General features: G+C 40.3%; 23 protein-coding genes. 17 read left to right on the top strand and 6 right to left on the bottom strand.

From position 1 onward, the window contains the following. Positions 1-240: 240 nt before the first annotated feature. From ACYSNQ_RS06050 to ACYSNQ_RS06010, 9 genes are all read left to right on the top strand, one after another. Positions 241-1,149, top strand: a complete 909-nt coding sequence (locus ACYSNQ_RS06050; protein WP_426081965.1) for an ABC transporter ATP-binding protein — start codon at positions 241-243, stop codon at positions 1,147-1,149. Position 1,150: 1 nt separating this feature from the next. Beyond that, complete coding sequence (locus ACYSNQ_RS06045; RefSeq protein ID WP_426081964.1) at positions 1,151-2,752, top strand: ABC transporter permease; 1,602 nt, start codon at positions 1,151-1,153, stop codon at positions 2,750-2,752. A 381-nt stretch (positions 2,753-3,133) separates the two neighbouring features. Further along, entirely contained in the window at positions 3,134-4,000 is an 867-nt protein-coding gene (locus tag ACYSNQ_RS06040) for a VOC family protein (RefSeq protein ID WP_426081963.1), read from the top strand. 194 nt (positions 4,001-4,194) lie between these two features. Beyond that, entirely contained in the window at positions 4,195-5,355 is a 1,161-nt protein-coding gene (locus ACYSNQ_RS06035; protein WP_426081962.1) for a DUF3114 domain-containing protein, read from the top strand. Positions 5,356-5,406: 51 nt separating this feature from the next. Beyond that, positions 5,407-5,853, top strand: a complete 447-nt coding sequence (locus ACYSNQ_RS06030) for a hypothetical protein (RefSeq protein WP_426081961.1) — start codon at positions 5,407-5,409, stop codon at positions 5,851-5,853. Between the two features lie 247 nt (positions 5,854-6,100). Beyond that, on the top strand, positions 6,101-6,550 hold the full coding sequence (locus ACYSNQ_RS06025) for a DUF2975 domain-containing protein (protein WP_426081960.1): 450 nt from the start codon (positions 6,101-6,103) through the stop codon (positions 6,548-6,550). After that, entirely contained in the window at positions 6,550-6,759 is a 210-nt protein-coding gene (locus ACYSNQ_RS06020; RefSeq protein WP_426081959.1) for a helix-turn-helix domain-containing protein, read from the top strand. Before ACYSNQ_RS06025 ends, ACYSNQ_RS06020 begins: the two co-directional genes overlap by 1 nt. 3 nt (positions 6,760-6,762) lie before the next feature. Continuing rightward, a complete protein-coding gene (locus tag ACYSNQ_RS06015) occupies positions 6,763-8,244 on the top strand; it encodes a DUF4153 domain-containing protein (protein ID WP_426081958.1) in 1,482 nt (493 codons plus the stop codon). Positions 8,245-8,411: 167 nt separating this feature from the next. Beyond that, a complete protein-coding gene (locus ACYSNQ_RS06010) occupies positions 8,412-9,218 on the top strand; it encodes a hypothetical protein (RefSeq protein ID WP_426081957.1) in 807 nt (268 codons plus the stop codon). Positions 9,219-9,370: 152 nt separating this feature from the next. On the opposite strand, the gene ACYSNQ_RS06005 is transcribed toward ACYSNQ_RS06010, so the two are convergent. The 3 genes from ACYSNQ_RS06005 to ACYSNQ_RS05995 are packed head-to-tail and all read right to left on the bottom strand — an operon-like array spanning position 9,371 to position 10,843. Continuing rightward, positions 9,371-9,736: a DUF1304 domain-containing protein gene (locus tag ACYSNQ_RS06005; RefSeq protein ID WP_426081956.1), complete on the bottom strand. Its 366-nt coding sequence runs from the start codon at positions 9,734-9,736 to the stop codon at positions 9,371-9,373. A gap of 12 nt (positions 9,737-9,748) precedes the next feature. Further along, on the bottom strand, positions 9,749-10,384 hold the full coding sequence (locus tag ACYSNQ_RS06000; protein WP_426081955.1) for a nitroreductase family protein: 636 nt from the start codon (positions 10,382-10,384) through the stop codon (positions 9,749-9,751). Between the two features lie 6 nt (positions 10,385-10,390). Beyond that, positions 10,391-10,843, bottom strand: a complete 453-nt coding sequence (locus ACYSNQ_RS05995) for a MarR family winged helix-turn-helix transcriptional regulator (protein WP_426081954.1) — start codon at positions 10,841-10,843, stop codon at positions 10,391-10,393. Between the two features lie 264 nt (positions 10,844-11,107). Between ACYSNQ_RS05995 and ACYSNQ_RS05990 the strand changes: the two genes are divergently transcribed. From ACYSNQ_RS05990 to ACYSNQ_RS05980, 3 genes are read left to right on the top strand one after another with little or no spacing between them, the layout of a single operon-like run. After that, positions 11,108-11,572, top strand: a complete 465-nt coding sequence (locus tag ACYSNQ_RS05990; protein ID WP_426081953.1) for a MarR family winged helix-turn-helix transcriptional regulator — start codon at positions 11,108-11,110, stop codon at positions 11,570-11,572. Further along, positions 11,569-13,305, top strand: a complete 1,737-nt coding sequence (locus ACYSNQ_RS05985) for an ABC transporter ATP-binding protein (protein WP_426081952.1) — start codon at positions 11,569-11,571, stop codon at positions 13,303-13,305. Before ACYSNQ_RS05990 ends, ACYSNQ_RS05985 begins: the two co-directional genes overlap by 4 nt. Beyond that, positions 13,295-15,187, top strand: a complete 1,893-nt coding sequence (locus ACYSNQ_RS05980; RefSeq protein ID WP_426081951.1) for an ABC transporter ATP-binding protein — start codon at positions 13,295-13,297, stop codon at positions 15,185-15,187. The genes ACYSNQ_RS05985 and ACYSNQ_RS05980 overlap by 11 nt, the downstream gene beginning before the upstream one ends. 195 nt (positions 15,188-15,382) lie before the next feature. On the opposite strand, the gene ACYSNQ_RS05975 is transcribed toward ACYSNQ_RS05980, so the two are convergent. Together ACYSNQ_RS05975 and ACYSNQ_RS05970 are read right to left on the bottom strand one after the other, a co-directional pair. Beyond that, positions 15,383-15,862 carry a glutathione peroxidase gene (locus ACYSNQ_RS05975; protein ID WP_426081950.1) on the bottom strand — a complete coding sequence of 160 codons (480 nt, stop codon included), beginning with the start codon at positions 15,860-15,862 and terminating at the stop codon, positions 15,383-15,385. A 124-nt stretch (positions 15,863-15,986) separates the two neighbouring features. Continuing rightward, on the bottom strand, positions 15,987-16,943 hold the full coding sequence (locus ACYSNQ_RS05970) for an aldose epimerase family protein (protein WP_426081949.1): 957 nt from the start codon (positions 16,941-16,943) through the stop codon (positions 15,987-15,989). A gap of 122 nt (positions 16,944-17,065) precedes the next feature. Here ACYSNQ_RS05970 and ACYSNQ_RS05965 point away from each other — a divergent pair, with 122 nt between their 5' ends. From ACYSNQ_RS05965 to scrK, 5 genes are all read left to right on the top strand, one after another. Further along, positions 17,066-18,478 (top strand): FAD-dependent oxidoreductase, encoded by a 1,413-nt coding sequence (locus ACYSNQ_RS05965; protein ID WP_426081948.1) that lies wholly within the window; start codon positions 17,066-17,068, stop codon positions 18,476-18,478. 11 nt (positions 18,479-18,489) lie between these two features. After that, positions 18,490-19,770 carry a transporter permease gene (locus tag ACYSNQ_RS05960; RefSeq protein ID WP_426081947.1) on the top strand — a complete coding sequence of 427 codons (1,281 nt, stop codon included), beginning with the start codon at positions 18,490-18,492 and terminating at the stop codon, positions 19,768-19,770. A 22-nt stretch (positions 19,771-19,792) separates the two neighbouring features. Then, positions 19,793-21,925 (top strand): hydantoinase/oxoprolinase family protein, encoded by a 2,133-nt coding sequence (locus ACYSNQ_RS05955; protein WP_426081946.1) that lies wholly within the window; start codon positions 19,793-19,795, stop codon positions 21,923-21,925. A 10-nt stretch (positions 21,926-21,935) separates the two neighbouring features. Then, a complete protein-coding gene (locus ACYSNQ_RS05950) occupies positions 21,936-22,574 on the top strand; it encodes a hypothetical protein (RefSeq protein WP_426081945.1) in 639 nt (212 codons plus the stop codon). 112 nt (positions 22,575-22,686) lie between these two features. After that, entirely contained in the window at positions 22,687-23,565 is an 879-nt protein-coding gene (gene scrK, locus ACYSNQ_RS05945; RefSeq protein WP_426081944.1) for a fructokinase ScrK, read from the top strand. Between the two features lie 147 nt (positions 23,566-23,712). Here scrK and ACYSNQ_RS05940 read toward each other — a convergent pair whose 3' ends face one another. Beyond that, positions 23,713-24,567 (bottom strand): MurR/RpiR family transcriptional regulator, encoded by an 855-nt coding sequence (locus tag ACYSNQ_RS05940; RefSeq protein WP_426081943.1) that lies wholly within the window; start codon positions 24,565-24,567, stop codon positions 23,713-23,715. Between the last annotated feature and the right edge of the window lie 34 nt (positions 24,568-24,601).

The following is a 24,601-nucleotide window of genomic DNA, read 5'->3' as shown; positions in this document are numbered from 1 at the left end:
GTCAGCTCCTTTACTATTGATATAATCTGTTTCAAGACCGCATGAAGCTTTAGCGTTTGCTGTAGATTCCAGATAAGTCTTAATTTTAATATAGAATATTATTTGAATTATTTCAATGATTAGAATACATAATTTGTTGCTAAAAAAAGTGAATCGGCGTATATTATGAATTATTAATAGTATTATAATTCATAATTAAATGGTTAGTGTTAGTGATGAAAGAGTACAGGAGGGGTAAACGTGACTAATGTTATTGAAATGACCAATGTAACCAAGCGGTTTGGACATTTTGAGGCGCTAAAATCTGTTAGTTTAACGGTGAAGCAGGGAGAAGTGTTTGGTTTTATTGGTCCAAATGGCGCAGGAAAATCTACAACGATTAAAACCTTGTTGGGAATTATTAAAGCGAACTCTGGTGAATCCAGTGTATTCTCAAAGGATTCTTGGAAAAATACTGTTGAAATTCATAAGAATCTCGCCTATGTACCAGGAGATGTAAACTTGTGGCCGAATCTGACAGGCGGTGAGGTTATTGACTTATTTATGTCTCTACAGGGGCGGCCAAATCCGCAGAAACGGGAAGAACTAATCAGAAAATTTGATTTGGACCCAACCAAAAAATGCCGTACTTACTCAAAAGGAAACCGGCAAAAGGTGGCTTTAATTGCAGCATTTTCTAGTGATGCAGACTTATTTATCCTTGATGAACCCACCTCTGGCTTAGACCCGCTGATGGAAAGGATTTTTCAGGAATGTGTAGAGGAAGTTAAGGCACAGGGGAAAACAGTGTTGCTTTCCAGCCATATTCTCTCCGAGGTAGAACGGTTGTGCGATCGTATTACGATAATTCGGGAAGGGAAAATTATAGAAACGGGTTCTTTAAATGAGATGAGGCATCTAACAAGAACTTTGTTGAAGGTAGAAACTAAAACGGCTGTACCAGAGCTGTCGAAACAGCCTGGTGTTCATGAGGTTACCGGAACAGAAACAGCATTCAGTTTTCAAATCGATTCTGAGCGGTTAGGTGAAATGATTGCATATTTGGCTCCCTTTTTAGTTGTTAAACTAGAAAGTACGCCCCCAACGCTGGAAGATTTGTTTATGAGACATTATGAGGATAAAGACGGCAAGCTGGAAGGGGATCGTTAAGATGAGCATCTACTTTTCAGGCTGGCTGAGATTACTGCGGCTGAACTTGCGCAGAGACCGCTGGCAGATTGGCTGCTGGCTGTTGGGATTGGCTGGTTTATCAATCACTGTAGCGGCAGCCTTTCCAGAGCTGTTTTCCACTCAAGAGGAACGGCAGGTAATGGCTGAGACAGTGAAAAATCCGGCCATGATTGCGATGATTGGCCCAAGTGAAAGCTTAGATAATTATACTCTCGGTGCTATGTTTGGTCATGAGATGACCTTGCTGATGGCTATTGCAGCGGCAATTATGATGATTCTGCTAACTGCAAGGCACACAAGAGGTGAAGAAGAGGATGGCCGGCTGGAAATGATTCGGGCTCTTCCTGTTGGACGTTTGGCAACCTTGATAGCTGTTTTTGCAGAAATGGTCATTATTTCTTTTTTTATTGCAGGAACTAATGGTGTTGGTGTAGGACTGCTGGGCATTGAGACCCTGCCGATGAGTGCTTCTATTTTATATGGCGCTGCGTTGGCCGGTGCGGGTTTGGTGTTCTCTGCTGTAACAGCGGTATTTGCTCAGCTGGCAGAAACCAATCGGGGAACAGTTGGTTTTTCCTTAGGTATTTTAGGTGCCGCTTATCTCTATCGGGGTTTTACAGATTTGAGCAATAAACAGCTGTCCTGGCTGTCGCCTTTGGCTTGGGTTTATAAGACTGAGGTTTACGTGAACAATAACTGGCTTCCGATCGTCTTAAGTATCGTCTTTGCACTCTTGGTATTTGGCTTAGCTGCTTATCTTAACAGTATTCGAGATTTAGAAGCAGGCTTTATTCCTCAAAGAGCTGGTCGAAAACATGCTGGCAGATTTTTGAAAAGCAGGATAGGCTTCAGTCTAAGCTTGATGAAGACCACACTAATCAGCTGGGGTGTTGCTCTTTTGATTGCTGGGGCAAGTTATGGTTCATTTTTCGGTGATTTAGATAGCTTCTTCCAATCAAATGAAATGCTGGTTATGCTGCTGCCGAAGAACAGCAGCTACTCGTTAACTGAACAGTTTATGACGGTATTAATGGTCATTCTTGCTATTTTGAGTTCTATTCCTGTATTAAGTGTGGGGTTGAAGATTTATTCAGAGGAAAAGAAAGGTCGTTTAGAGCAGCTATTTTCAAAAGCAATAACTAGGTATCAGCTGTTTGGCGGGTATTTAATCATAGCTGTCGTTGCTTCAGTAGTCATGATGGGAGCAGCAATCACAGGTTTGTATATAGCCTCCAGTAGTGTAATGACGACACCAATTGCTTTAAATGTGATGCTTCAATCCGGTTTTGCTTATCTGCCTGCTATCTGGTTTGTTCTTGGAATGGGTGTGTGTTTAATCGGTTTTCTGCCAAAATGGAGCAGCTTGATTTGGGCATATCTGGTCTTTTCATTTTTTGTTGATTATCTTGGCAATATGCTGAATATTCCTGAGTGGGTTAACCGTATCTCTGTATTTAGCTATATTCCAAGAATACCAGTTGATTCTATGGATTGGTTCCCTTTGCTGATAATTTGTGGAGCAGCAGCAGTGTTGACAGCTGTTGGTCTTGTTGGCTATCGTCAGCGGGATATTAAAGGATAATAAAAAGAAGAATGGGTAACGGAACAGGTGTGCCGCAATCATCCTTTAGCTGGCGAGCTGTAGCTGGATTTTTTCGGTGAAACAGATGATTATGTTGAGAATAGAGAAGATGGTACACTTGGCATGAAAATAGATTCAGACGATAAGAAGTGTGTGGGGAGTCCGATTATGTTTGTCTGCACTTCGGGAAGAATGGTTGTCTTCAAACGGCTAGCTAATCTTTAACGAAGGTAAGAATCCTTGTACCCAAATCATCTTTCGATTAGGGGAAGGTGAAAGATTTTCAGTGAATCCATATGATTTTTCCTTGCACAAGCTTTGACTGGAGTATGCAGCAAGAGATGTCTAATACAATCAAAAGAAAAGAAGGAGTGATTCATGATGACCCATAAATTTGGCAGCTGCTTATGGCTGAAAGAAAAACCTCAGGAAACAGCGGACTTTTATTTATCGGTTTTTGAAGATGCCCGTCAGACAAATATCAGCTATTTTGTAGATGATCTTCACGGAAGCAAAGGAGATATTTTGACAATTACTTTAGAGCTAGGTGGTCATGAATTCTTTTTACTAAATGGCGGACCTGATTTTACTCCCACACCAGCAGTCTCATATGTTGTGACGGTAGCAACGGAGGCTGGACTTCGTAAGCTGTGGGCGCAGTTAAGTGCTGAAGGAGACGTTTTAATGGAGCTGTCAGAGCTTCCCGGAATTGGTCTTTTTGGCTGGACTAATGACCGGTATGGTTTTTCATGGCAATTAAAACTAGCGAAAGGCAAACAGACCATCACGCCAGCACTTTTGTTTGCTAATGAACTGTATGGAAGAGCGGATGAAGCAATGACCTATTGGTTCGATGCTTTTGGTCAGGGGGAAGTTTTGTCCAGGGTGCCGGATAGTAATGGCAATATTCAGATAGCGGAATTTCAACTATATGATCAGCATTTTTATAGTATGGATAGTGAAGTTTCCCATAACTTTGGCTTTTCAATGGCGAATTCCTTCTTTGTTTATTGTGAAAATCAGAAGGAAATTGATCGATTGTGGCAGCGTATTGCTCTAGATGGTGCTGAGTATCCCTGTGGCTGGATGCAGGATAAATTTGGTGTTGCTTGGCAAACAGTAACAGAAGATATGAATCAGCTTTTTGATGCTGCTGATTTTGAAAAAGCCTATCAGACAACGATGGCTATGTATGAAATGAAAAAAATTGATATTGAATTATTAAGAAAAATCCACCGGGAAGCGTAACGCACGACGGGGGAAAGAGGAAATCCGATGGTGTTGTTGACTTCGGATTTTTTTCTTTACACCAGTTCCTAGAAACAGACTACCTGAAATGATATAATTTTTAAAGTAGTGTGCGGCTAAATAAGGCTTGAAAAAAAGCCTACAGGAGCCTGTTGTAGAATAAATATAGATGCTATTGAAGCTGCGGAGAGAAGGTGGCGGTTATCGATTTAGATACAATGTGTCGGCAGGTTGAAGAACGATATCAGCTGTACAAGCCGATAAAAATGACTGAAGCAGCCTACGCCAGCTATCTTTTCAGATTAGTTGAACTAGAAAGAAAAATAATCGAGCAGGATGGTTGGGACGAGCCGGCATTGCGGGCCTGTATTTTCTGGTTGAAGAAAAAGGTCGAAGAAGTACCCGAAGAAGCCGAAACACTTATTCAACAGCTGGAGCTGGAAGCTAGGCAAATAGGGACAGTTGGTTATTCCCGGCTATTTTACGGAAGTCAAAAGGGCAATCGGGAAAAAGTTCGGCTGCTGCTGCGACAGCTAGGCAGTAGGATGGATGAACATAATCAGCTGCAACTGTATGGAACCCATAGGATTTCATTGAGTATAGCGCCCCACAGTCAATTTTTAGAGGAGCTGGCTGCGTGTGTCAAGAGAGGGTATCCCTCCGGGCTGCTTGTAGATGCAGATGAAGGAACTAGTAAAAGGGAAATTCAGATGGTTCATCAGCTTCGACATTATATTGACCGGCAGAATTTATTTTATATTCGAGCGAATTATACAGGAGAAACGGATTATGATAAGCTGCTGAGCTATGCACGATTAGAGAGACAAAAACTTATCTACAGAGATACGGCCCGTTTTCATAATCGAATGAGTCGAAGTCAAGTGGCAGCTGTTTCAAAAAAGTATAAGAAAAACCAAGTAGCGAAGCAGGCTAATGCTAAAGTGAAAACTGCTAATGGGTTATCTGAATTTATTATTCATGTTGAAACAGGTGAATTTATTTCTCAATGGAACCAGCTTCGAACCCAAGATGGCTTGCCTGTATTTATTGAACAGGCTGGCGCGGTAACAGGAATTAGGCATCAGCTGATTGATAGCTCGGTGAGCAGCTATGACTTGAAAGGCCGCTCTGGAAAAGAGATTGCGGATACAGAGTCCTTCAACTATGATTCCGGTTTTCTTGATTGGCTGCCTTGGCGACGCAGACATGAGCGCTATGACATGAAGCCGGGCGGACAGGAAAAGCTGGACAGCGATATACGAAAAAGAGCTAAAAAGGAATGGCCCTTTCCCAAAAGATACCGAGAAATCTACTGGAGCGAAAAAAGTATTTTCCGGCAGATAAAAAAAAGTTAGAACTAGTGTTTATTGGAATAGAATGTTTGAAAGTTATATGGAGGGACAAGAATGGAAAGAAAAATGTTGATTGAGCTGTTGTCAGAGACATTGTTGTGGGAGATTGTGTCGCTGCATGCAGAGGAGTTGGAGCGTGTGAAGCCGCTGTTGAAAACTCTTGAGTATGTCGATCAGAAAAAAGCGGCGGCAGTCAATCGCTCTGAGGTTTTCCATACAGATAGTTTTGAGGTGAAGTCATGGGGCGTAGAAGGAACGAAGCTAATTATGGATTTTGAGATGCCGTTTGTTTTGTCTCTTTGGCAGGAGGAAGAGTGCTTGTTTCGGTTGAGTGCTTCTGCAGCAGGAAGCTGCATGATTCCAGATGTGGGGAGTTGGGACTGGTCTAAGCTGGACTGGGAAAGCTTGGATAAGCTAGAGATGCTAAAGCATGCTCACTTAGTCGATATAACAGGCATGAGATATACGAATGTTGAGTGTGATGATATCAGTTTGTTCTAAAAATATAAATCCCGTAAAAGATTTAGGTATTGCTGCCATTTTCAAAATCTTTTGCGGGATTTGTATATGTTTCGGACTTTAATAAATTTTAAGAATTATTCTTGTTAGTACGAAACCGCAGTTTGACAGGGTTTTATCTTTTTTTGTAATTGAAAAACAATAGATTTTTATCGATTATCAATAAAAATCTATTGACCAACAGTAAAATGTCACTTATGATAAATGTACCTGAGGGAGGGAATAATGCATGCATTGGACTGATAAGCAATCAATCCGGCTATCTGCGTGGTGTATCTATATTTTGGGGCTTTTGATTCTTTTGGCTATGGTTTTCATATCTGTATTTATTGATATTGTTATTCCGGACTATGCCATCTCAAGAGATAACCGAATGTTTTTCATACTCACGTTGGAGATATGTCTGGCAACAGGTTTAGCTATCCTGTTTTTGCTGTACCAACTGATTCAAAACATTGATAACAATCAAACCTTTACTGAAAAAAATATTAAGCTGTTGAGAGGAATTAGCTGGCTGTGCTTTTTAGAAGCCTTGTTCCTGCTGGTTTCAGGAAGCTATTACTATCCTTGGTTTTTTGTAGCCGGGCTAGCTGCTTTTGTTGGCGTTATTGTAAGAATAATTAAAAATGTGTTCTGCCAGGCACTTTTAATTAAGGAAGAGAACGATTTTACAATATAATGCCGATAATTGTAAATATTGATGTAATGATGGCAAAACGAAAGATGAGTGCCGGTGAACTGGCAGAGAAAATTAATTTAACACCAGCTAATCTTTCGATTTTGAAAAATAATAAGGCTAAAGCAATACGTTTTAGCACGCTGGAAGCCTTATGTCGGGCACTGGATTGTCAGCCGGCAGATATCTTGGAGTATCGAGAGGATGAATGATTTATGGAAATGGGTCATGGAAATGAGTTGGAGGAAGAGCTGCAGGAGAAGCCAAAGCCGACCCTTCAGTTTGAAACGAAGGACATTATCTTTAGTGTAGTAAGTATTTTGATTGCTTTCTTCGCATTGGAAATGATTGTACAGAATCGAGGAGGCGTCTGGGTAACGTTGTTGACGGGCATTTTTTGTCTCGCTGTATTTATTTATGGTAAATCACAAAAGCTGACGATGAAATGGTATCATTTCGGCTTTATGGCATTTAATCTATTGTTGGGGATCTCATTTTCACTGTTTGAAAATAAGCTGCTGCTGGGAACAAATGGGCTATTTCTCTTTATGAGCTGTATGTATTGGGTGTTAGTATTATCTGGTTCCAGAAGGACAGGGCGTTTGGATGATCAGCTGATATTTGACTATCTTGATGGCTTTTTATTGCGGCCTCTGAAAGATTTTTCTGCCAGCTTCTCCATCTATCAGTCGATAGGGAAAGGCAATAAGAATTTGAAGTATATGCTGGCTGGAATTGCTGTCTCGCTGCCGGTAGTATTAGTTGTTGTTTCCTTACTGGCAGGTGCAGATACGATGTTCGATCATTTTATCTACCAGCTGGTAGGGAGTATTTCAGAAAATGTTATGGAAAATTTAATTACCTTTATTTTCGCAGTTCCAATTGGCTTTTATCTGTTTCTCTGTATTTATAGAAACATGAAAAAGAGTCAAGTTCGTCATTTTGCACTGCCGCTGCTTAAAGGACCTGATGTTCTGTTCTGGACGATACTAACAATCTTTATTTCAATTTATCTGCTCTTTTTCGGAACTGCAATTTACGGATATCTTAGCTTCAGTAAAGGTTCATTTGCTGGTCAAAGCTTATCCGATTATGCTAGAGAAGGCTTCTTCCAGCTACTGGCAGTTGCATTGATTAATGTTCTTATATTTGGTGTGATTAATATGTTCAGCAGCAACTCAAAAGGAATCAAAGTTGGGCTAACACTAATTGGTGTTGAAACACTTGGACTGGTTGTACTGGGATTGGCGAAAATGAAGCTGTATATTGATTCTTTCGGATTGACTGTTTTACGCTTTAATACTTCGTGGTTTATGCTGCTGCTGTTTGTTTGTGTCTGCGTTTTTATCGCAGCGTTATGGCAGCAGTTTAACTACCTGCGTCTAATTGTCCTTTTATTAGGCAGCTGTATGTTGTTTTTCAGCTTTCGCAACAGCGGTAAAGAGATTATTAACTACAACTACGAGCACTATCAGCAAGGGAATTTATCAGAGTTAGATGTCAGTGTTTTTTATACACTAGGAGTTGCCGCTGTTCCTGATGCGGTAAAAATCTATGAAGAGACTGATGATGTGTATTTAAAGGAAGAATTGGAAAATTACTTTTGGATGATGAAGGCGTATGTTGAGGACACACCAGGAAAGATTAATCTCCAGCGCTCACAAGCAATGACCTTAATTGAAAAAACATTGAGTTAACTATCAGGCGAAGCTGTTGAACAATCCTGTAAATTTTGTTAAAGATTCTAGTGAAGCTTTTACAGAGTTTATGTTGGAAAATGTTTAGCAGCTTTTTTTGTAAAAAGCATATTTTTAGAAGCCAGTTGACGGAGTAAGATATAATAAAGAAAAAAGGAGGCAGGGTTATGGAAATTAAAGCGGAAGTGATTATTTCAGAAAAAAAGGTGTGTATTCAACTGCCGGAAGCTCTGGGAAAAATAGTCATTAGTGAAAAGGTTAAAAAGAAATTAGTCATAGACGAACCTGCAGTTTATGTTTTATTAAAGGATAAAGCGGTCGTTTCAATCGGTCTTGCTGAAACAGCAGTGCAGGCTTTAACTGATTACAATCAAAGTATTTTGTTCATCCCTCCTGTCTGGGATGTGGAGCCTGATTATCTAAAACAGTTTTTACTTACGGTGGCGATAGAGAACGGCGTTTACTCAGGAGAAGAGCTGGAAACCATCAAAATTCCTGTGAATCATGAAAAGGCATTAAGAAGCTATGTGGAACAAATTTCACTGGTATTAGAAAAATTTGGTGTTTCTTTAAATAAGAAAGTCGAACCTGAAAAAGTAAAGGCGAAGCCTGCGAAAGCACGTCACCGCTGGACTAAGGAAGTCAGCCAGATAGAGTTCACAGTAGCATTTCGGGAAAGTAAAGGAACGGTTTTCTGGCAGAAAAGAAATGAGATGCTGTTAAAGGCCGGAGCGATATTGAAGAAAGAACCTGAACTAAACAAAGATGGTTCTTTAGGTTATAGTGGGAAATATGGAGAAAAGCTTCGAGCGGACTATCAGGATAAAATTAAAAACTTTAAAACAACCGAAGACATTGTTTTAAAAAGTGTGAATGAATTAGGTCTGTTTTTATATTTCGGCGGAACCAATGGCTGGTTGGAACTAAAGGATGCTGACGGGAAAACGATGAATGAATGGACCGTGGTTGAATAATGAAAGATGAGATTGTGACAAAAAGGATGTGCCTTAAAAAATTGTATTTTTCATGTACAATTTTTTAAGATACATCCTTTTGTTTTAACCTTTTTTCGACAATAAATACGTAGAGAAGCGCCGGCAAAGAGTCGCCCCGCCTCCTCGACAGCCTATTTAAGAAGCAAGATACTAAACAACGCCAGAATTGCTGGTCCGCCTTGTTTGATAATAATTGATTTTGAACTGGTTAATCCGCCGTAAATAGCAACTGTAATGATGATGATTAGAAAAACAGCAGCCATTTCAAGAGGATTGCTGGAGAAAAATATGCTATAGAGCAATCCAAGTGCCAGCATGCCATTGTAAACACCTTGATTTTTCAATAAGGTATTGATGGTTGTATCTCTTAGCTGTTCAGTTTTTACATTAAAAGTTTGCGCTGTTTTTGCTGAAGTTGTAGCAAGTGTTTCCAGATAGAAAATATATAAATGTTCCACTGCCACAAGTCCAACTAAAAGCATTGAAATCAGAGACATAGCTTTTCCTCCCTATTTCCAGTCGGTAAATTTCTCAGGTGATAATCTGATTGATTCATAGCCTTCTTCAGCAGCCTTACCAATAGAAAGAATCATAACCGGTACGTAGCGTTCAGAATCCAAATCAAAAGCAGCAGCTAGCTGATCTGCTTCAAAGCCGCCAATCGGATTTGTATCATAGCCATGTGCTCTGGCCACGAGCATTAACTGCATTGCTAATAAGCTGCTGTCGATTTTTACAACATCATTCATTTTTTCTTTAGAAAAGCTTTCATAATAAGGTAAAATTGCAGCCAGCTGCTGATCACGAACCTCAGCCGGCATTTTTCCTAAATCAACAGCAGTATCATAAATTTCTTTTCCATAGCTATAGCATTCTAAATCACCAAAAATTAAAATCATTGCTGAAGAAGTATCATTTTGATTTGTATTAAAACGGATTAAGGGCTTTAGCTTATCTTTGCCTTCCTGTGATTCAACAACCACAAAGCGCCAAGGCTGCATATTAACTGAAGAGGGAGCAGTAGCAGCTTCTGCCAGCATTTCCATCATTTCCTCTTTCGATATTTTGACCGCTGGATCATAGGCCCGAATAGAACGGCGGTTTTTTAGTAAATCTGAAAAATCATTGTTTTTAAAAGTTGTCATTTCTTTTTATCCTTTCTTTTTTGAAATCATTTCTTCAACAGCTTCTGCCTGACGGTTAAAATCAGTAAGAAACTGGATAAATGAACACATTTGCTCTGGCGAATAGTCACGGAATAAGGAATCAATCAGCTCAGACTTATTTCCTGCGCACCCATGAAGCACGCTTTTTCCCTCGCTAGTTAGATACACTAAGACTTCCCGGTTATTTTCAGGATTTCGTTCTCTGGATATATAGTTCTTTTCCTCCAGAATTTTCAGATGCCTAGCAACAGCAGCTTGATCAATCCCTAGCTTTTCCTGCAGTATTCGTTGAGAAACAGCTTCTTTTTTTGCCAGCTGCAGCAGTAGTTCATATCTCGTTAAGCTAATGTTCATCTGAGATTCAAACAGATGAGTGATGTGCAAATCCGCCTGCTTCAGAAGAAAAAAGATTTCACTGTAGGCTGCGTTTTCCATCATTTTCTCCTCCTTTTTAACGAATGACTAGTCAACAGTTGATGAGTCATATTATAGTCCAACTTACTTTTAAGTCAAACATTTAGGCTTGCGTACTCTTTGATTTTATTGATTAAAGATGAAATAATGGTTGTTAGTAAACGCTCTCATGAAAAGTGGAATAGTTGAATATAATAGAATAAGAAGTTTTCAGAAATTTTCCTTGACCTTTTCTAAGAGAATGTCGTAAAATAGTTAGGCAACGAACTATTTAAGAAGGAATGAATTATGAGTAAAAAAACAGCGTTACGAGTCAAAATTGTAGCAAATGAGCTGAATCGAAAAGTTGCGGAGCTATTAAAGGAAGACGGTGAACCTTCTTCCGGAATTCAGATGCGTATACTGAATTTCATTGACAGAAAGAACCATAAAGAAGAGCCTGTTTATCAAAAGGATATTGAGCATGAATTTGATATTCGTCGCTCTACAGCCAGCGGTATCCTGCAAAGAATGGAAAAACGCCAGCTGATTGAACGTCAGAGCTGTAAGGATGATAATCGTCTGAAGGCTATTTTTTTGACGCTAAATGGTCAGATAAAGGTAAAGGAAAATATCTGCAAGCTGGAAAAATTTGATAAACAGCTGATTCAGGATATTTCTGAAGAAGAGCTTGAAACATTTTTCAATTTATTGGAAAAGCTATCCGATAATTGTAAAAAAATAGAAATTGGGGAAGGTAGGCGAACTACATGATAAAAAAATTACTTGCTAATGTAGGTGAGTATAAAAAAGAAAGCATCATCACTCCGATTTATGTGACTGGTGAAGTTATCTTAGATATTATTATTCCTTTAGTCATGGCGATGATGATTGATAATGGTATTGAAAAAGGCGATACGAAAGCAATTTTGATGTATGGCGCGTTATTATTCGTATGTGCAGTTATTGCATTGTTTTTGGGCGCGATGTCCGGCCGTTATGCAGCCGTAGCGTCTGCTGGTTTTGCAAAAAATTTGAGAGGCAATTTATTTAAAAAAATTCAAGGCTTCTCATTTTCCAATATTGACCGGTTCTCAACATCCAGTTTGATTACACGGATGACAACAGATGTAACCAATATTCAAAATGCCTATCAGATGATTATTCGTTTGTTAGTAAGAAGCCCGTTGATTTTCATTTTCTCATTAGCGATGGCTTTCAAGATTAACAAAGACTTATCTGTCATTTATTTAGCGGTAGTACCATTTTTGATTATTGGGCTGGCACTGGTCATCTATTTCGCCCATCCGATTTTTGAAAAAGTTTTTCGGATTTACGACCGTTTGAATAATGTGGTACAGGAAAATCTACAAGGAATTCGAGTAGTAAAATCTTATGTGAGAGAAGACTTCGAAGATAAAAAATTCAAAACAGTATCAAAAGATATCTACAAGAATTTTTCTAAAGCTCAAAGTATAGTTGCCTTCAATAACCCTGTGCTGCAGTTTGCAGTGTATACCTGTATGCTGCTGATTTCATGGCTGGGGGCAAAATTTGTAGTGGGCAGTACGCTGACAACAGGAGAATTGATTAGTATGTTTACGTATACTATGCAGATTTTGATGAGTCTGAACATGCTTTCCATGGTTTTTGTTATGGTCATTATAGCCCGCACTTCTGCAGAGCGTGTCACAGAGGTTCTGTCGGAAGAAAGTGATTTGAAGAATAATGCAGATCCATTATACGATGTACCCAATGGATCAGTGACGTTTAAAGATGTTTGCTTTAGCTATGCCAACGATCCGGAAAAGCTGGCGTTGATGCATGCTGACATGAGCATCAAGCCTGGTGAAGTCATCGGGATTGTCGGTGGAACAGGTAGTTCGAAATCGACTATGGTTCAGCTGATTCCCCGATTATATGACGTGACCAACGGAGTTATTGAGGTTGGTGGTCATGATGTTCGGGACTATGATTTGAAAACACTGCGGGATCAGGTAAGTATGGTGCTGCAGAATAATGTACTATTTACTGGAACGATTAAAGAAAATCTCCGCTGGGGAAATGAAGATGCTACCGATGAAGATATCATCAGAGTCTGTAAAATTGCCCAAGCTGACGGATTTATTCAGGAGTTTCCTGATAAGTACGATACAATGCTTTCTCAAGGCGGAAACAATGTGTCAGGCGGACAAAAGCAGCGGTTATGTATTGCCAGAGCACTGCTGAAGCAGCCTAAAATCCTAATTATGGATGATTCAACAAGTGCTGTCGATACAAAAACAGATAGGTTAATTCGAGAAGGAATGAGAAAAGAAATTCCGGGAACAACAACCTTTATTATTGGTCAGCGGGTTTCTTCTGTTCAGGATTCCGACAGAATTATTGTAATGGACAAAGGAATGATTAATGCAATCGGCACACACGATGAACTATTGGAAACAAATCCGATCTATCAGGAAGTGTATGAATCTCAGCAGAAAGGATTTGGTGAAGATGATGAATAATCCGAAAAAAGGTGCACGCGGACCACAACAGCCGCTGAAAACACTAGGCCGTCTGTTTTCTTATATGTTTCAAAAATATAAGTTTCTTCTAATTCTAGTGATTGCCTTCATCCTGATTAGTACGTATGCAAATGTACGTGGTTCTCTGTTCCTACAGGTCGTTATTGATGATCATATCACTCCGCTTTTAGGACAGTCGAATCCAAATTTCTCTGGTCTGCTGAAGGCTATTACAACAATGGCCTTTATCTATGGCATCGGAATTTTATCCAATCTATTTTATAATCTGATTATGGTTCGAATTAGTGAAGGAACACAAAAAGAAATTCGTGATCAGATGTTTACCCATATGGAAACACTGCCGATTGGTTATTTTGACTCAAATTCTGATGGAGATATCATGAGTCATTTTACTAATGATACGGATACGCTAAGGCAGATGATTTCACAAAGTATTCCTAATCTGCTGGCAGCGGTTGTCAGCTTTGTCAGTGTCTTTATTGCTATGTTCACAATCAGTGTTCCGCTGACGTTAATCGTGATTGTCTCAGTAGGTATCATGATTCTAACCATTCGGACAATTGCCGGTCGAAGTGGCAGATACTTTGGTAAGCAGCAAAAAGATTTGGGAAAAGTAAATGGTTATATTGAAGAAATGATGCATGGACAAAAAGTTGTTAAAATCTTTAATCATGAGCCGAAGGTTATTGAAGAATTCAATGAAATCAATGAATCACTTCGTGAGAGTGCCACACAGGCCAATAAATACGCGAACAGTCTAATGCCGATTATGATGAACCTGTTGAATATTCAGTATGTACTGCTGGCCATTATCGGCGGGTTATTCTCAGTCTATGGTATTTCAGGCTTAACGATTGGGATGATTGCTTCCTTCCTGCAGCTAAGCCGGTCATTGAACATGCCGATTAGTCAGGTCTCTCAGCAAATTAACTTTGTTATCATGGCACTGGCAGGTGCTGACCGCATCTTCAAGCTAATTGATGAGAAGTCAGAAGTTGACGATGGGTATGTAACCTTGGTTAATGTAACACGTCAGGAGAACGGCGCCTTAGCAGAAAGCCAAGCCCGGACGGGACTATGGGCTTGGAAGCATCCCCATGAAGATGGAACAGTTACCTATACAGAGCTGACAGGGGATGTTCGGTTTGAAGATGTATCCTTTGGTTATGTAGAAAATAAAAGGGTTCTAAAAGATATTCAGCTTTATGCAGAGCCAGGTCAGAAAGTAGCCTTTGTGGGTGCAACTGGTGCGGGTAAAACAACTATTACCAACCTGATTAATCGTTTTTATGATATTCAGGAAGGAAAAATCCGTTACGATGGAATCAATGTCAAGAAAATTAAAAAGCATTCTCTGAGAAGATCTTTAGGGATTGTCTTACAGGATACACACTTGTTTACTGGTACGATTCGAGAAAATATTCGTTATGGAAAACTTGATGCTAGTGATGAGGATGTTGTTGAAGCAGCTCAGCTGGCAAATGCAGAGGTCTTTATCAATAACCTGCCTGATAAATATGATACAGTCATTACCGGAGACGGAGAAGGCTTGTCACAAGGGCAGCGCCAGCTTTTAGCTATTGCCCGGGCAGCGATTGCTGATCCGCCGGTGATGATTATGGACGAGGCGACTTCTAGTATTGATACTAGAACAGAGAAGCATGTTCAGGCGGGGATGGATCGTTTGATGAACGGGCGGACCGTTTTCGTGATTGCCCATCGTCTGTCAACCATTCAAAATTCGGATGTTATTATGGTAATGGACCATGGTCGAATCATCGAACGCGGCAGTCATGATGATTTATTAGCTGAAAAAGGTGTTTATTATCAACTATATACTGGAAAAGTTGAATTAGATTAATGTAACGTGAAAAAGGAACCGTATAAACCATCGTTTTCTCTAGAAAATAAGATGGCTTATACGGTTTTTCTTGTTAGTATTCTGTTCTGATTAATAGGAGTAAAACGTCCTGTTCCCTATGCAGAAAGAGTATGAGTAAGATCCCCTCAACTCATTTTTCTATACGCTATTCTTTCAGCTTTTGATTTAGAACGATTAGTTTGCAGCCAATAGCGCATCGATATCTGCGGTCATTTTTAGCGGATTAGTTTGAGGTGCATAACGCTGCACAACTTCGCCCTGCTGATTCACCAGAAATTTGGTGAAGTTCCATTTTATCGCACTACCCAATGTACCGCCCGTTTCTTCCTTCAAATAGCTGAACAGAGGCAACGCCTCTTTCCCATTTACCCGGCACAGCTGATGCATCGGGAAGGTTACTCCATAAGTTAGGCGGCAGGCTTCCGCAGCCTCCTGACCATTTTCAAGCTCTTGTTTAAATTGATCGGATGGGAAACCCAGAACAACTAAACCTTGATTCTTATACGTTTTATATAATTCTTCCAGTTGTTCAAACTGAGGTGCCAGTCCACATTTTGTTGCGGTATTTACAATAATTAGGGGCTGACCTTTATAGCGGTCAAGTGAATAGGTTTCTCCGTTTTCAAGTGTTGCTTCAAAATCATAAATGGACATGCAAATCCCTCTTTTCCTGTATCTGTCTGTGTAATTCCTGCAAAAGCTTCTATTGCAAGTTTTTATATTATCAGTATAGTACGAAATGAGGAATAACACACGGTAAACAGCTCACTTGCACCTTTCAAATGTGAAGAAAAGTATAGCTGGTTTTGGCGTAGTAGGGCTTATCTATTGTAATTAGAGCAGCTTCTAAATCGTTTGCTGGAAGCTGTGTTTCAAAAGTAATACCTGCATATCTCGGATAACAGCGCCCGTCAATGCTAAAGGCAGGTTGTTCCTGATTAAAGGTGAAAATGACTGCGGCCGGCAAGGTCGTTTTAATGCGAACGGCTCGGCCGTTTTTTTTATGCCGAATTAGTCCCTCTTTTTTCTCTCCCAGTTTAAACGTTGTATCCAGACCACCGTAGGCTGCTAGATTACTTAGTGATTTTCCTGTAGGCTGAGTAAAATCCCATTGGCTGTTGGTCGGAATAGATGAAAGTCCGGAAATCAGTTTTTGCTCATTCTCCAAATAGTAAGCTGTACTATCTAGGTAAAGTGAATGGCTTTCGACAGAGTCAAAGAGATTGCCGTTCAAGTTAAAATAGATATGATTAGTTGGATTAAAAAAAGCTGTACGCTCTGTACGAGCGGTGATTTCCATAGTCAGCTGTTTTGATAATGTTAGAGAATAACAAACTTCAGCCTCCAACTGATTTTTCCTATCAGAAAAAGAAAAAATAAGCTGAGCAGTATCCTCTGTTTGCTGAATGGTGTATCGCCATAGCTGCTTATCATAACCCGCTGTTCCCCCGTGAAAATGCAGCGGGGCTCTATTTTGTTCTAGGCTGGTATGACGAGGATGATATCGTCCTGCTAAAGGAGCGACAACTGCTCCTGAATAGGTTCGCTCTTTTATCCATTCCAACGGATTGTCAGGTATTAATGTCACATTTTCATAGTTTTTGTTCTTATCTGAAAATTTTATTCCATAAATAGCACTCCCTAAATTGCTAAAGGTTACAGAGAACTCATCTTCTATTGAAAAGCTAATGAAATGAACGTCTTCGGTGACTTTTACTTTACTTATCTGGATCATGTGGTCAGCCCCTTTCAAAATTAGTATAGCATATTTAAGAATATTTTTTTCATAAATGTTGACATTTTTTGAAAATATTGTATTATGTGTGTAAGCGCTAACCTATTAAGGAGGAATTTCAGATGATTCATGTAAAGGATTTGAAAGAATCTTACGATGTCATTGTTGCAGGAGGAGGGATGTCTGGTGCCTTTGCTGCAATTGCTGCAGCAAAGAATGGAGCGAAGGTACTAATCATTGATCAAAATGGCTATTTTGGCGGAACGTTGACTGCGAATGGTGTTGGACCAATGATGACATTTTTTGCAGGCGAAAAACAGGTAATTCAAGGATTAGGGGAAGATATGGTTCAACGTCTCGTGAAGCGGGGCTACTCGCCAGGACATGTGTTGGATTCAACGAATTATATTTCCTATGTTACGCCTTTTTCTGCAGAGGGTTTAAAAATGGTGCTGGATGAGATGGTAACGGAAGCTGGCTGCGACGTGCTTTTCCATACGTACCTGATAGATGTTGAGCTAAAAGAGAAGGAGTTGACAAGTCTTGTTGTCTCTAACAAGGACGGCATTTCAAGAATTCATGGAAAAGTTTTTATTGATGCTTCAGGAGATGCTGATTTAGCAACACAGGCCGGTATTCCTTTTCAGCTAGGTAGAGAAGCAGATAACGCCATGCAGCCAATGACAATGAATATGAAGGTCTATGGTGTGGATACAAAGGCTTTAAGACAGGCAGTTTTGGCTGAACCGGAAAAATTTCCACGCCTGAATAGAGATCTCAATGTGATGAAAAATACGGAAATCCTATCATTTGTAGGGTTTGATGAAGAATTCAAAAGAGCCAAGGAAAATGGTGAAATCTCTATTCCAAGAGAGGATATTCTCTTTTTTGAAACAGGCACACCGGGAGAATTCATTATGAATACTTCTAGAATCATTAATGAAAGCGGTGTATCTGCTGCAGGCTTGACAAGGGCGGAAATGTTGGGAAGAGAACAATGTGAGGAGCTTTATCGGTTCCTTGTAAAAAATATTCCCGGCTTTGAGCAGGCCCAGGTAGCCTACACTGGACCAAGCGTTGGCGTTAGAGGCACCAGACAAATCAGAGGAGTTTACACACTGACGAATGAAGATGTGCTGGAAAATAAAGATTTTCAAACAGCAATTGCACATTCCGGTTATCCGATTGATATTCACAACCCTAAGGGAGAAGGAACAGTATCTGTTCACAGTAATCAAAATGAAGAGCTTCAGGATCATGCATTTAACAGAGATGCCTTCAATAGCTATTATAAAATTCCTTATGAAATCATGATTACGAATGAGTTAGATAATTTGATTGTAACCGGACGATGTGTTTCAGCTTCCTTTGAAGCGCAGGCGGCAATCCGCACGACGCCGACAATGACTGCCATCGGACAAGCAGCCGGGACAGCAGCAGCACAGGCCGTTAAATGGGGGCAGTCAGTAAAGGAAATTGATATTCCGAAATTACAGGATACATTAATTAAACAAGGAAGCTATATCGAAAAATAGGAGGAGAAGAGATGGAAACAGTACAGTTAATTGGTATTTTACTTGTGTTTTTAGTAATGGTCGGCTTAATGATGACGAGGAAGGTGCCGACAATTCTTGCCCTTCCTATTATGGCAATAGCTATATCTTTTATTGCCGGCATTCAGTTTATGTCGAATGACGGGGAGCAGTTTACGATTGTAAAGGATGTTCTGGAAGCTGGTTCGATGCGGATGTCAACAGCTATCTCCGGATTGATTTTTGGATCACTGTTCGGTAAGGTGTTAAGCAAAGTTGGCGTAACAGAAACAATCATTAAGAAGGCAGCGGAGATGGCAGGAGATAAAGCCCTGCCGATAGCTTTGTCCTTCCTGGCAGTATGTTCCGTTATTTTTGCTGCCAGCAACGGCTTGGGAATGGTTATTTTGGTTGGAACGATTATTATCCCAATTATGATTTCAGCGGGTCTGTCGCCAATGGTCAGCGGGATTATTCTTTTGCTGGCAAACGGGATAGGAGTGACTTTCTCCGTATCAACACTAGCAGTTTATATTGATGTATTAGGGTTACCGCTGGAAACAGTAACTTCTTATTCCTGGCTGGTCGGCGTTCCGCTAATCATCGTATCTGTCTTAATGGTATTTTACTATATCAAGTTTCAAGGGAAACGCCGGAAGGCATGGGCAATGCCTGTAAAGCAAAGAAATAATGGACAGGTTCGAAGCATAGCCCTGATTTCACCAATTATCCCAGTCGTTTTAGTATTTGCCTTTAAAGTTCCGTTGGTTGCTTCCATTATTATTGGTATTGCAGCGGCTCTGCTATTAAGTACACCAAAAAATCCGATTCATGTAGTCAGCAGCTCCTTTGTTGAAGGGATTCAGGATGTAGCTGGTGCGGCTGGTCTGATGATTGGCATCGGGATGCTTTTAAATGCAGTAATGTCTGTTGAAGTTTCACAAATTCTGCAGCCGGCGATTTCCATGATGATTCCTAAAAATCAACTGATGTTTATTCTAGTCTTTGGCTTGCTGTCGCCGTTAGCTATCTATCGCGGTCCATTAAATGTTTGGGGTCTAGGCAGCGGGATTATTTCTTTACTGGTTGCCGGCGGTATGAATCCGATAGCAGCAATGGTAGCATTGCGCTTAGATAGTAATGTTCAAGCTGTCTGTGATCCGACAAATTCACATAATGTCTGGGTATCAGATTTCACAAAAACAGATGTCAACGAAGTCTTGAAGAAAACAATTGTCTGGATTACTGTATCCACAGTCATTGGATTGATTGTATCTTCATTCTTCCTATATTAAGAGACGGTTGGAAGGGATTAGTATGAGTAAAAAAGTAAGAATCGGTATTGACGTAGGCGGTACATTTACAGATGCAGTTGCCATTGATAATGAAACCTATGATGTGATTGCAAAATTGAAAATTCCTACTACCCATGAAGAGGGCGTAGCTCAGGGGATAGTTACAATTATTCAGAAGCTTTTAACAGAAAATAAGATTGCGCCGGAAGATGTAATGTTCATAGCTCATGGGACAACACAGGCAACAAATGCACTTCTTGAAGGTGATGTTGCCAAGGTTGGAGTTATCGGGATGGGCACAGGAATGGATGCCCGAACAGCCAAGAAAGAAACAGCTATTGAGCATATTGAACTGGCACCTAACAAGTATCTAAGCTCTGAGCATTTATTCATTGACTCAGCCAAATTAAACAATGAAGCGATAGAAGCGGGTATCCGCACATTAGTAGGAAATGACTGCCAAGTAGTTGTGGCCAGTGAAGCCTACTCGGTAGATGATCCGGAAAATGAGCTGACTGTGATCAAAAAGGCACAGGAAATGCAGCTCTATGCGACAGGCGGTCATGAGATTTCTCAGCTTTACGGTTTGAAAATGCGGACGCGGACAGCGGTAGTTAATGCTTCGCTGATTCCCAAGATGATGCAGACGGCAAACATGACAGAGGATGCGGTCCTAAATACTAATATTCAGTCCAATCTGATGATTATGCGTTGTGACGGCGGTGTGATGAGCATTAACGAAGTGAGACAACGACCGATTTTAACTATGCTGTCTGGACTTGCGGCTGGTGTAGCTGGTGCACTGATGTATGAAAAAGTCAGCGATGGCATTTTCTTTGAGGTTGGCGGTACAAGTGTGGATATTTCGGTCATCAAAAATGGAAAAGTAATGATTAAATACGCTCAGGTTGGCGGACACAAAACCTATCTACGTTCATTGGATGTTCGGACGCTGGCAGTTGCAGGCGGTAGTATGATTCGGGCAAAAGGTGGGAAAATCATTGATGTAGGTCCTCGAAGTGCCCACATTGCCGGGCTCGAATATGAATGCTTCACAGATAAAGAAAACTTGGCTGACCCTGTTATTGCATTTGTCTCCCCTCGTGAAGGAGATCCCAATGAATACGCAGTGGTTCAAAGCAGTACCGGAAATACCTACTCTTATACATTAGCTGGAGCGGCCAACCTATTGGGCTATGTTCCAGCAGGAGACTATGCAGAAGGAAAGCGGGAAAGTAATCAGGCAGCCTGGGAGGCGTTAGGTGCTTATCTTGGCATGTCGGCAGAAGCAGCAGCTAAAGAAGTTGTACGCTTGGCAATGGAAAAGCTGGAGCCGGTTATCGATGAACTCATTGACGAATATGAGATGGACCGCAGCTTTATTACCTTAGTTGGCGGCGGCGGCAGCGGAGCTATCGTTGTACCTGCACTGGCAGAACATTTCAATTATAAATGGAAGCTGGCTAAGAATGCGCCTTATATTTCTACGATTGGTGTGGCGCTGGCTATGGTACGGGAACAGATTGAACGGTCTGTTAATAATCCTACAGAGCAGGATATCAAAAAAATCAGAGCAGATGTCATTGAGAAAATTATTCAGTCTGGTGCCAATGAAGAAACAGTAGAAGTCAATATCGAAATTGATTCTCAGCGAAACATCGTTCGAGCAGTGGCGACGGGGGCAACAGAGCTAAGGCAAAAAAATCTCGGAGCAGCAGATGTTACTGAAGACGAGCTGAGACAAATCACTTCAGAAGCTTTAGGTATTGATGGAAATACAGTGCAGAGGATTGCTCAAATTGGCCGCTGGAATTTGATGGATGCTTTAGTCGTTAAGAAGAAATTCTTGTTTAAGAGTAAACAGAATAATGTTTGCGTAGTGGATCGGGAAGGGGTAGTGCGCTTTAAACGAAGCAATGCCCACTATCTGACTTTCAAGAAAAATCAGACAGAATCTGATTTCCTGTCCTTCGTAGATGACTATACAATCTATTCAGACGCCAATGCGACTATCCCTAAGGTATTTCTATTTTATAAAGAAAAAATGCTTGATTTGACTGGGATGCAGACAATTGAGCAGTTGACGTCTATAATGGATGTAGAGACAGAAAATCTTGAACCGGATGAGGAAATTATTGCTGTCGCTTATAAATAGAGGTGAAAATATGATGGATTTTTCTGATGGGTTTTTAGGCTATTTAGAGTTGAAGCAGGATTTGCTGTTCCATAAAATTCCAGATGAAAAAGTACCCTATTATGTCCGAGAGGCTCTAGAGATTGGGCGAAAATTAGGGCAAGAGTTCAAGGGGAAATCTCCAGAGGAATTACTAGCTGATAGAAATATTGCTGTTAAGACAGATGAGGGAGACGGCAGTTTTTTTAAGGTAACTTTTAGGGCCCAGTTTGAAGCAGACCGGAAAGGCAATCATCAGGTACTTATCTATGACCAGTCAATCCGAGCACTAGCTGAAGCTAACCAACTGGAGATGGAGGCGATGAAGAATATTGTGCTGATGCATGAGTTCTTCCATTATCTTGAATATGGTCATGGATTAATGGTTCCCGATCAGTTGGAGAATATCGAATCTTTTCAGTTCTTAGGCTTATCAAGGAAGGCGAAGGTTCAGCGGACGAGCGAAATTGCTGCCAACAGCTTTACAAAAGAAGCACTGGACTTGCCTTTTCTACCGAGCTGCTATGACTATATTTATCTGCTTAAAACAGGAGGTATAACTGAATCTGAGCTTGTAAGTGAACAACAGCAATATAAAAAGCTTTTTGAAAAAGTTGAAAAAAGTAACTAGAAATAGAGGACAACAGCAGCTTTTTAAATTAGAATAGAAGAGAAATCGTGTATAAGGTTCAATAGACTTTGTACACGTTTTGTCTTTAGAAATGAGAGTGGAGGACAGAAGGATGAGTAAGTTATTAGGCAGCATTGAAGCTGGAGGAACGAAGTTTGTCTGTGCAGTCGGCAATATGAACTTTGAGGTACAGGATACTGCTGTTTTTCCAACAGGAAATCCAGAGGAGACGATGGCTAAAGCCATTGAGTTTTTCAGCAACTATGAGATTGCTGCAATTGGGATTGGGTCTTTTGGCCCTGTCGATGTGAATCCGAATTCAGAAAAGTATGGTGAAATTTTAGCTACTCCTAAATTAGAATGGCGAGGGTTTAACATTCTCAAGGCACTGAAAAAGCAGTTGGATGTTCCCGTATTTTTGACAACAGATGTCAATTCAAGTGCTTTTGGTGAGTATACAAAGGGCGCTGCACAGGAAGATAACTCCTGCGTTTATTATACAGTAGGTACTGGGATTGGCGGTGGCGCAATTCAAAATGGAGAATTTATCGGCGGCTTCACCCATACTGAAATGGGGCATGCTTACGTAAAACGTCATCCGCTGGACGCTGATTTTAAAGGAGTCTGTCCTTCACATGGCGCAGACTGTCTGGAGGGGCTAGCCTCGGGACCAAGTCTGCAGGCTAGAACGGGTCTTCGAGGTGAAAAGGTGGGGGAAGAGCATGATGTCTGGGCTATTGAAGCGTACTATATCGCTCAGTTGGCTTTTAATACTCGTCTGAATTTTGCACCGGAACGGATTATTTTCGGCGGTGGAGTGATGCAGCAGGATCACTTGATGGAAAAGGTTCGTGCCATTTTTAAAGAACTGAATAATGGGTATGTAGATGTTCCCAATTTGGATACATATATTATAAATCCAGCTATTCCAGGCAATGGCAGTGCAACAATCGGCAACTTTGCCTTGGCATTGCGCGAACTGAAAAAATAAAAAAAGAGAATAGGAAATAATAAATTCTCAGACTCTTAGTCTACCTAAATCCGAATAAGCGAAGATTCGAAAGCTGCTTATTCAAAGATAGGCCGTACTATATTGAAAATGGGTGCCAACCATTTTCGTATAGTACGGCCTTTTTTATTACCATTCATATTTTGATGAATCCGCAGATTGAAAGGAATTAATAATCGTATCGCTGCTTAGCTTACGCTGCCGCAATCCACGATTGTCTCTCAAAATTGTGGCATAGATAATATCAAGAATTAGTGAAATCATTGGTGAATTTGAGAGAACTAGCGGATTATTCGCCATGACATGATCCGGTGTAATAATCTTTATGTCAATAAGATCATTGATTTTAGGATTATCATTTCCCGATAGAAGCATTGTTTTAACATTCTTCTTTTTGATATTCGATAAGAAAGGAATAACATCCTTGCTGATTACAGAAGGAACGACCGCAATCAAAAGGGAATCACTGTTCATGTTTTCAATAGATAGTTGTGCCTCCAGTGATTCCTTCAAGGTTGTAACATCCAAACCAATTTGCCGCAGTTTAAAAGCAAATTCATCGCTGATAAAGGATGTCGTATAAATTGACAGGATAAATATTTTGCGTGAAAGGATAATGGAGGAGGCTGCGTCTTCTATTGTCTTCTCATCCAGCAAAGCACAGGTATTCAGCAGCATTTTCTGGTAATCATGAGTGACGTACTCTAATAGATTGGATTCATCAACGGCTTCATCGCTAAACTTGTCAAATTGTGTATTGCTTTGGGCTAAGGCAATTTTAAATTTATTGAATCCCTTATAGCCAATTTTCTTGCAAAAACGATTAATACTAGCTTCAGAAGTATTGATTTTTCTTGCAAGAGTAGTAATTGTATTTGTAATGACGAAATCAGGATTTTCTATCACAAACTGACTTATTTCATACTCGCTTGTCGTAAAGGTTGATTCAAGAGAAATGATTTTTAAAATCACTGCAGACTGCATAATGACACCTCTTCTAAAAGTTCTTACCCATCAT

It is taken from the genome of Enterococcus sp. LJL51 (assembly GCF_054871795.1).
Note: the sequence above shows the minus strand (reverse complement) of the source record. Positions and strands in the feature narration are given on the sequence as shown.

Bases quoted from the DNA above. Each gene is read 5' to 3' on its own strand.
- ACYSNQ_RS05965 (WP_426081948.1), top strand. From the start codon at position 17,066: ATGATTCATGTAAAGGATTTGAAAGAATCTTACGATGTCATTGTTGCA.
- ACYSNQ_RS05990 (WP_426081953.1), top strand. From the start codon at position 11,108: ATGAGTAAAAAAACAGCGTTACGAGTCAAAATTGTAGCAAATGAGCTG.
- ACYSNQ_RS06040 (WP_426081963.1), top strand. From the start codon at position 3,134: ATGACCCATAAATTTGGCAGCTGCTTATGGCTGAAAGAAAAACCTCAG.
- ACYSNQ_RS06020 (WP_426081959.1), top strand. From the start codon at position 6,550: ATGCCGATAATTGTAAATATTGATGTAATGATGGCAAAACGAAAGATG.
- ACYSNQ_RS05975 (WP_426081950.1), bottom strand. From the start codon at position 15,862: ATGTCCATTTATGATTTTGAAGCAACACTTGAAAACGGAGAAACCTAT.
- ACYSNQ_RS05960 (WP_426081947.1), top strand. From the start codon at position 18,490: ATGGAAACAGTACAGTTAATTGGTATTTTACTTGTGTTTTTAGTAATG.
- ACYSNQ_RS06010 (WP_426081957.1), top strand. From the start codon at position 8,412: ATGGAAATTAAAGCGGAAGTGATTATTTCAGAAAAAAAGGTGTGTATT.
- ACYSNQ_RS06015 (WP_426081958.1), top strand. From the start codon at position 6,763: ATGGAAATGGGTCATGGAAATGAGTTGGAGGAAGAGCTGCAGGAGAAG.
- ACYSNQ_RS05940 (WP_426081943.1), bottom strand. From the start codon at position 24,567: ATGCAGTCTGCAGTGATTTTAAAAATCATTTCTCTTGAATCAACCTTT.
- ACYSNQ_RS06045 (WP_426081964.1), top strand. From the start codon at position 1,151: ATGAGCATCTACTTTTCAGGCTGGCTGAGATTACTGCGGCTGAACTTG.
- ACYSNQ_RS05995 (WP_426081954.1), bottom strand. From the start codon at position 10,843: ATGATGGAAAACGCAGCCTACAGTGAAATCTTTTTTCTTCTGAAGCAG.
- ACYSNQ_RS05950 (WP_426081945.1), top strand. From the start codon at position 21,936: ATGATGGATTTTTCTGATGGGTTTTTAGGCTATTTAGAGTTGAAGCAG.
- ACYSNQ_RS06000 (WP_426081955.1), bottom strand. From the start codon at position 10,384: ATGACAACTTTTAAAAACAATGATTTTTCAGATTTACTAAAAAACCGC.
- ACYSNQ_RS06005 (WP_426081956.1), bottom strand. From the start codon at position 9,736: ATGTCTCTGATTTCAATGCTTTTAGTTGGACTTGTGGCAGTGGAACAT.
- ACYSNQ_RS06025 (WP_426081960.1), top strand. From the start codon at position 6,101: ATGCATTGGACTGATAAGCAATCAATCCGGCTATCTGCGTGGTGTATC.
- ACYSNQ_RS05955 (WP_426081946.1), top strand. From the start codon at position 19,793: ATGAGTAAAAAAGTAAGAATCGGTATTGACGTAGGCGGTACATTTACA.
- ACYSNQ_RS05980 (WP_426081951.1), top strand. From the start codon at position 13,295: ATGATGAATAATCCGAAAAAAGGTGCACGCGGACCACAACAGCCGCTG.
- ACYSNQ_RS05970 (WP_426081949.1), bottom strand. From the start codon at position 16,943: ATGATCCAGATAAGTAAAGTAAAAGTCACCGAAGACGTTCATTTCATT.
- ACYSNQ_RS05985 (WP_426081952.1), top strand. From the start codon at position 11,569: ATGATAAAAAAATTACTTGCTAATGTAGGTGAGTATAAAAAAGAAAGC.
- scrK (WP_426081944.1), top strand. From the start codon at position 22,687: ATGAGTAAGTTATTAGGCAGCATTGAAGCTGGAGGAACGAAGTTTGTC.
- ACYSNQ_RS06030 (WP_426081961.1), top strand. From the start codon at position 5,407: ATGGAAAGAAAAATGTTGATTGAGCTGTTGTCAGAGACATTGTTGTGG.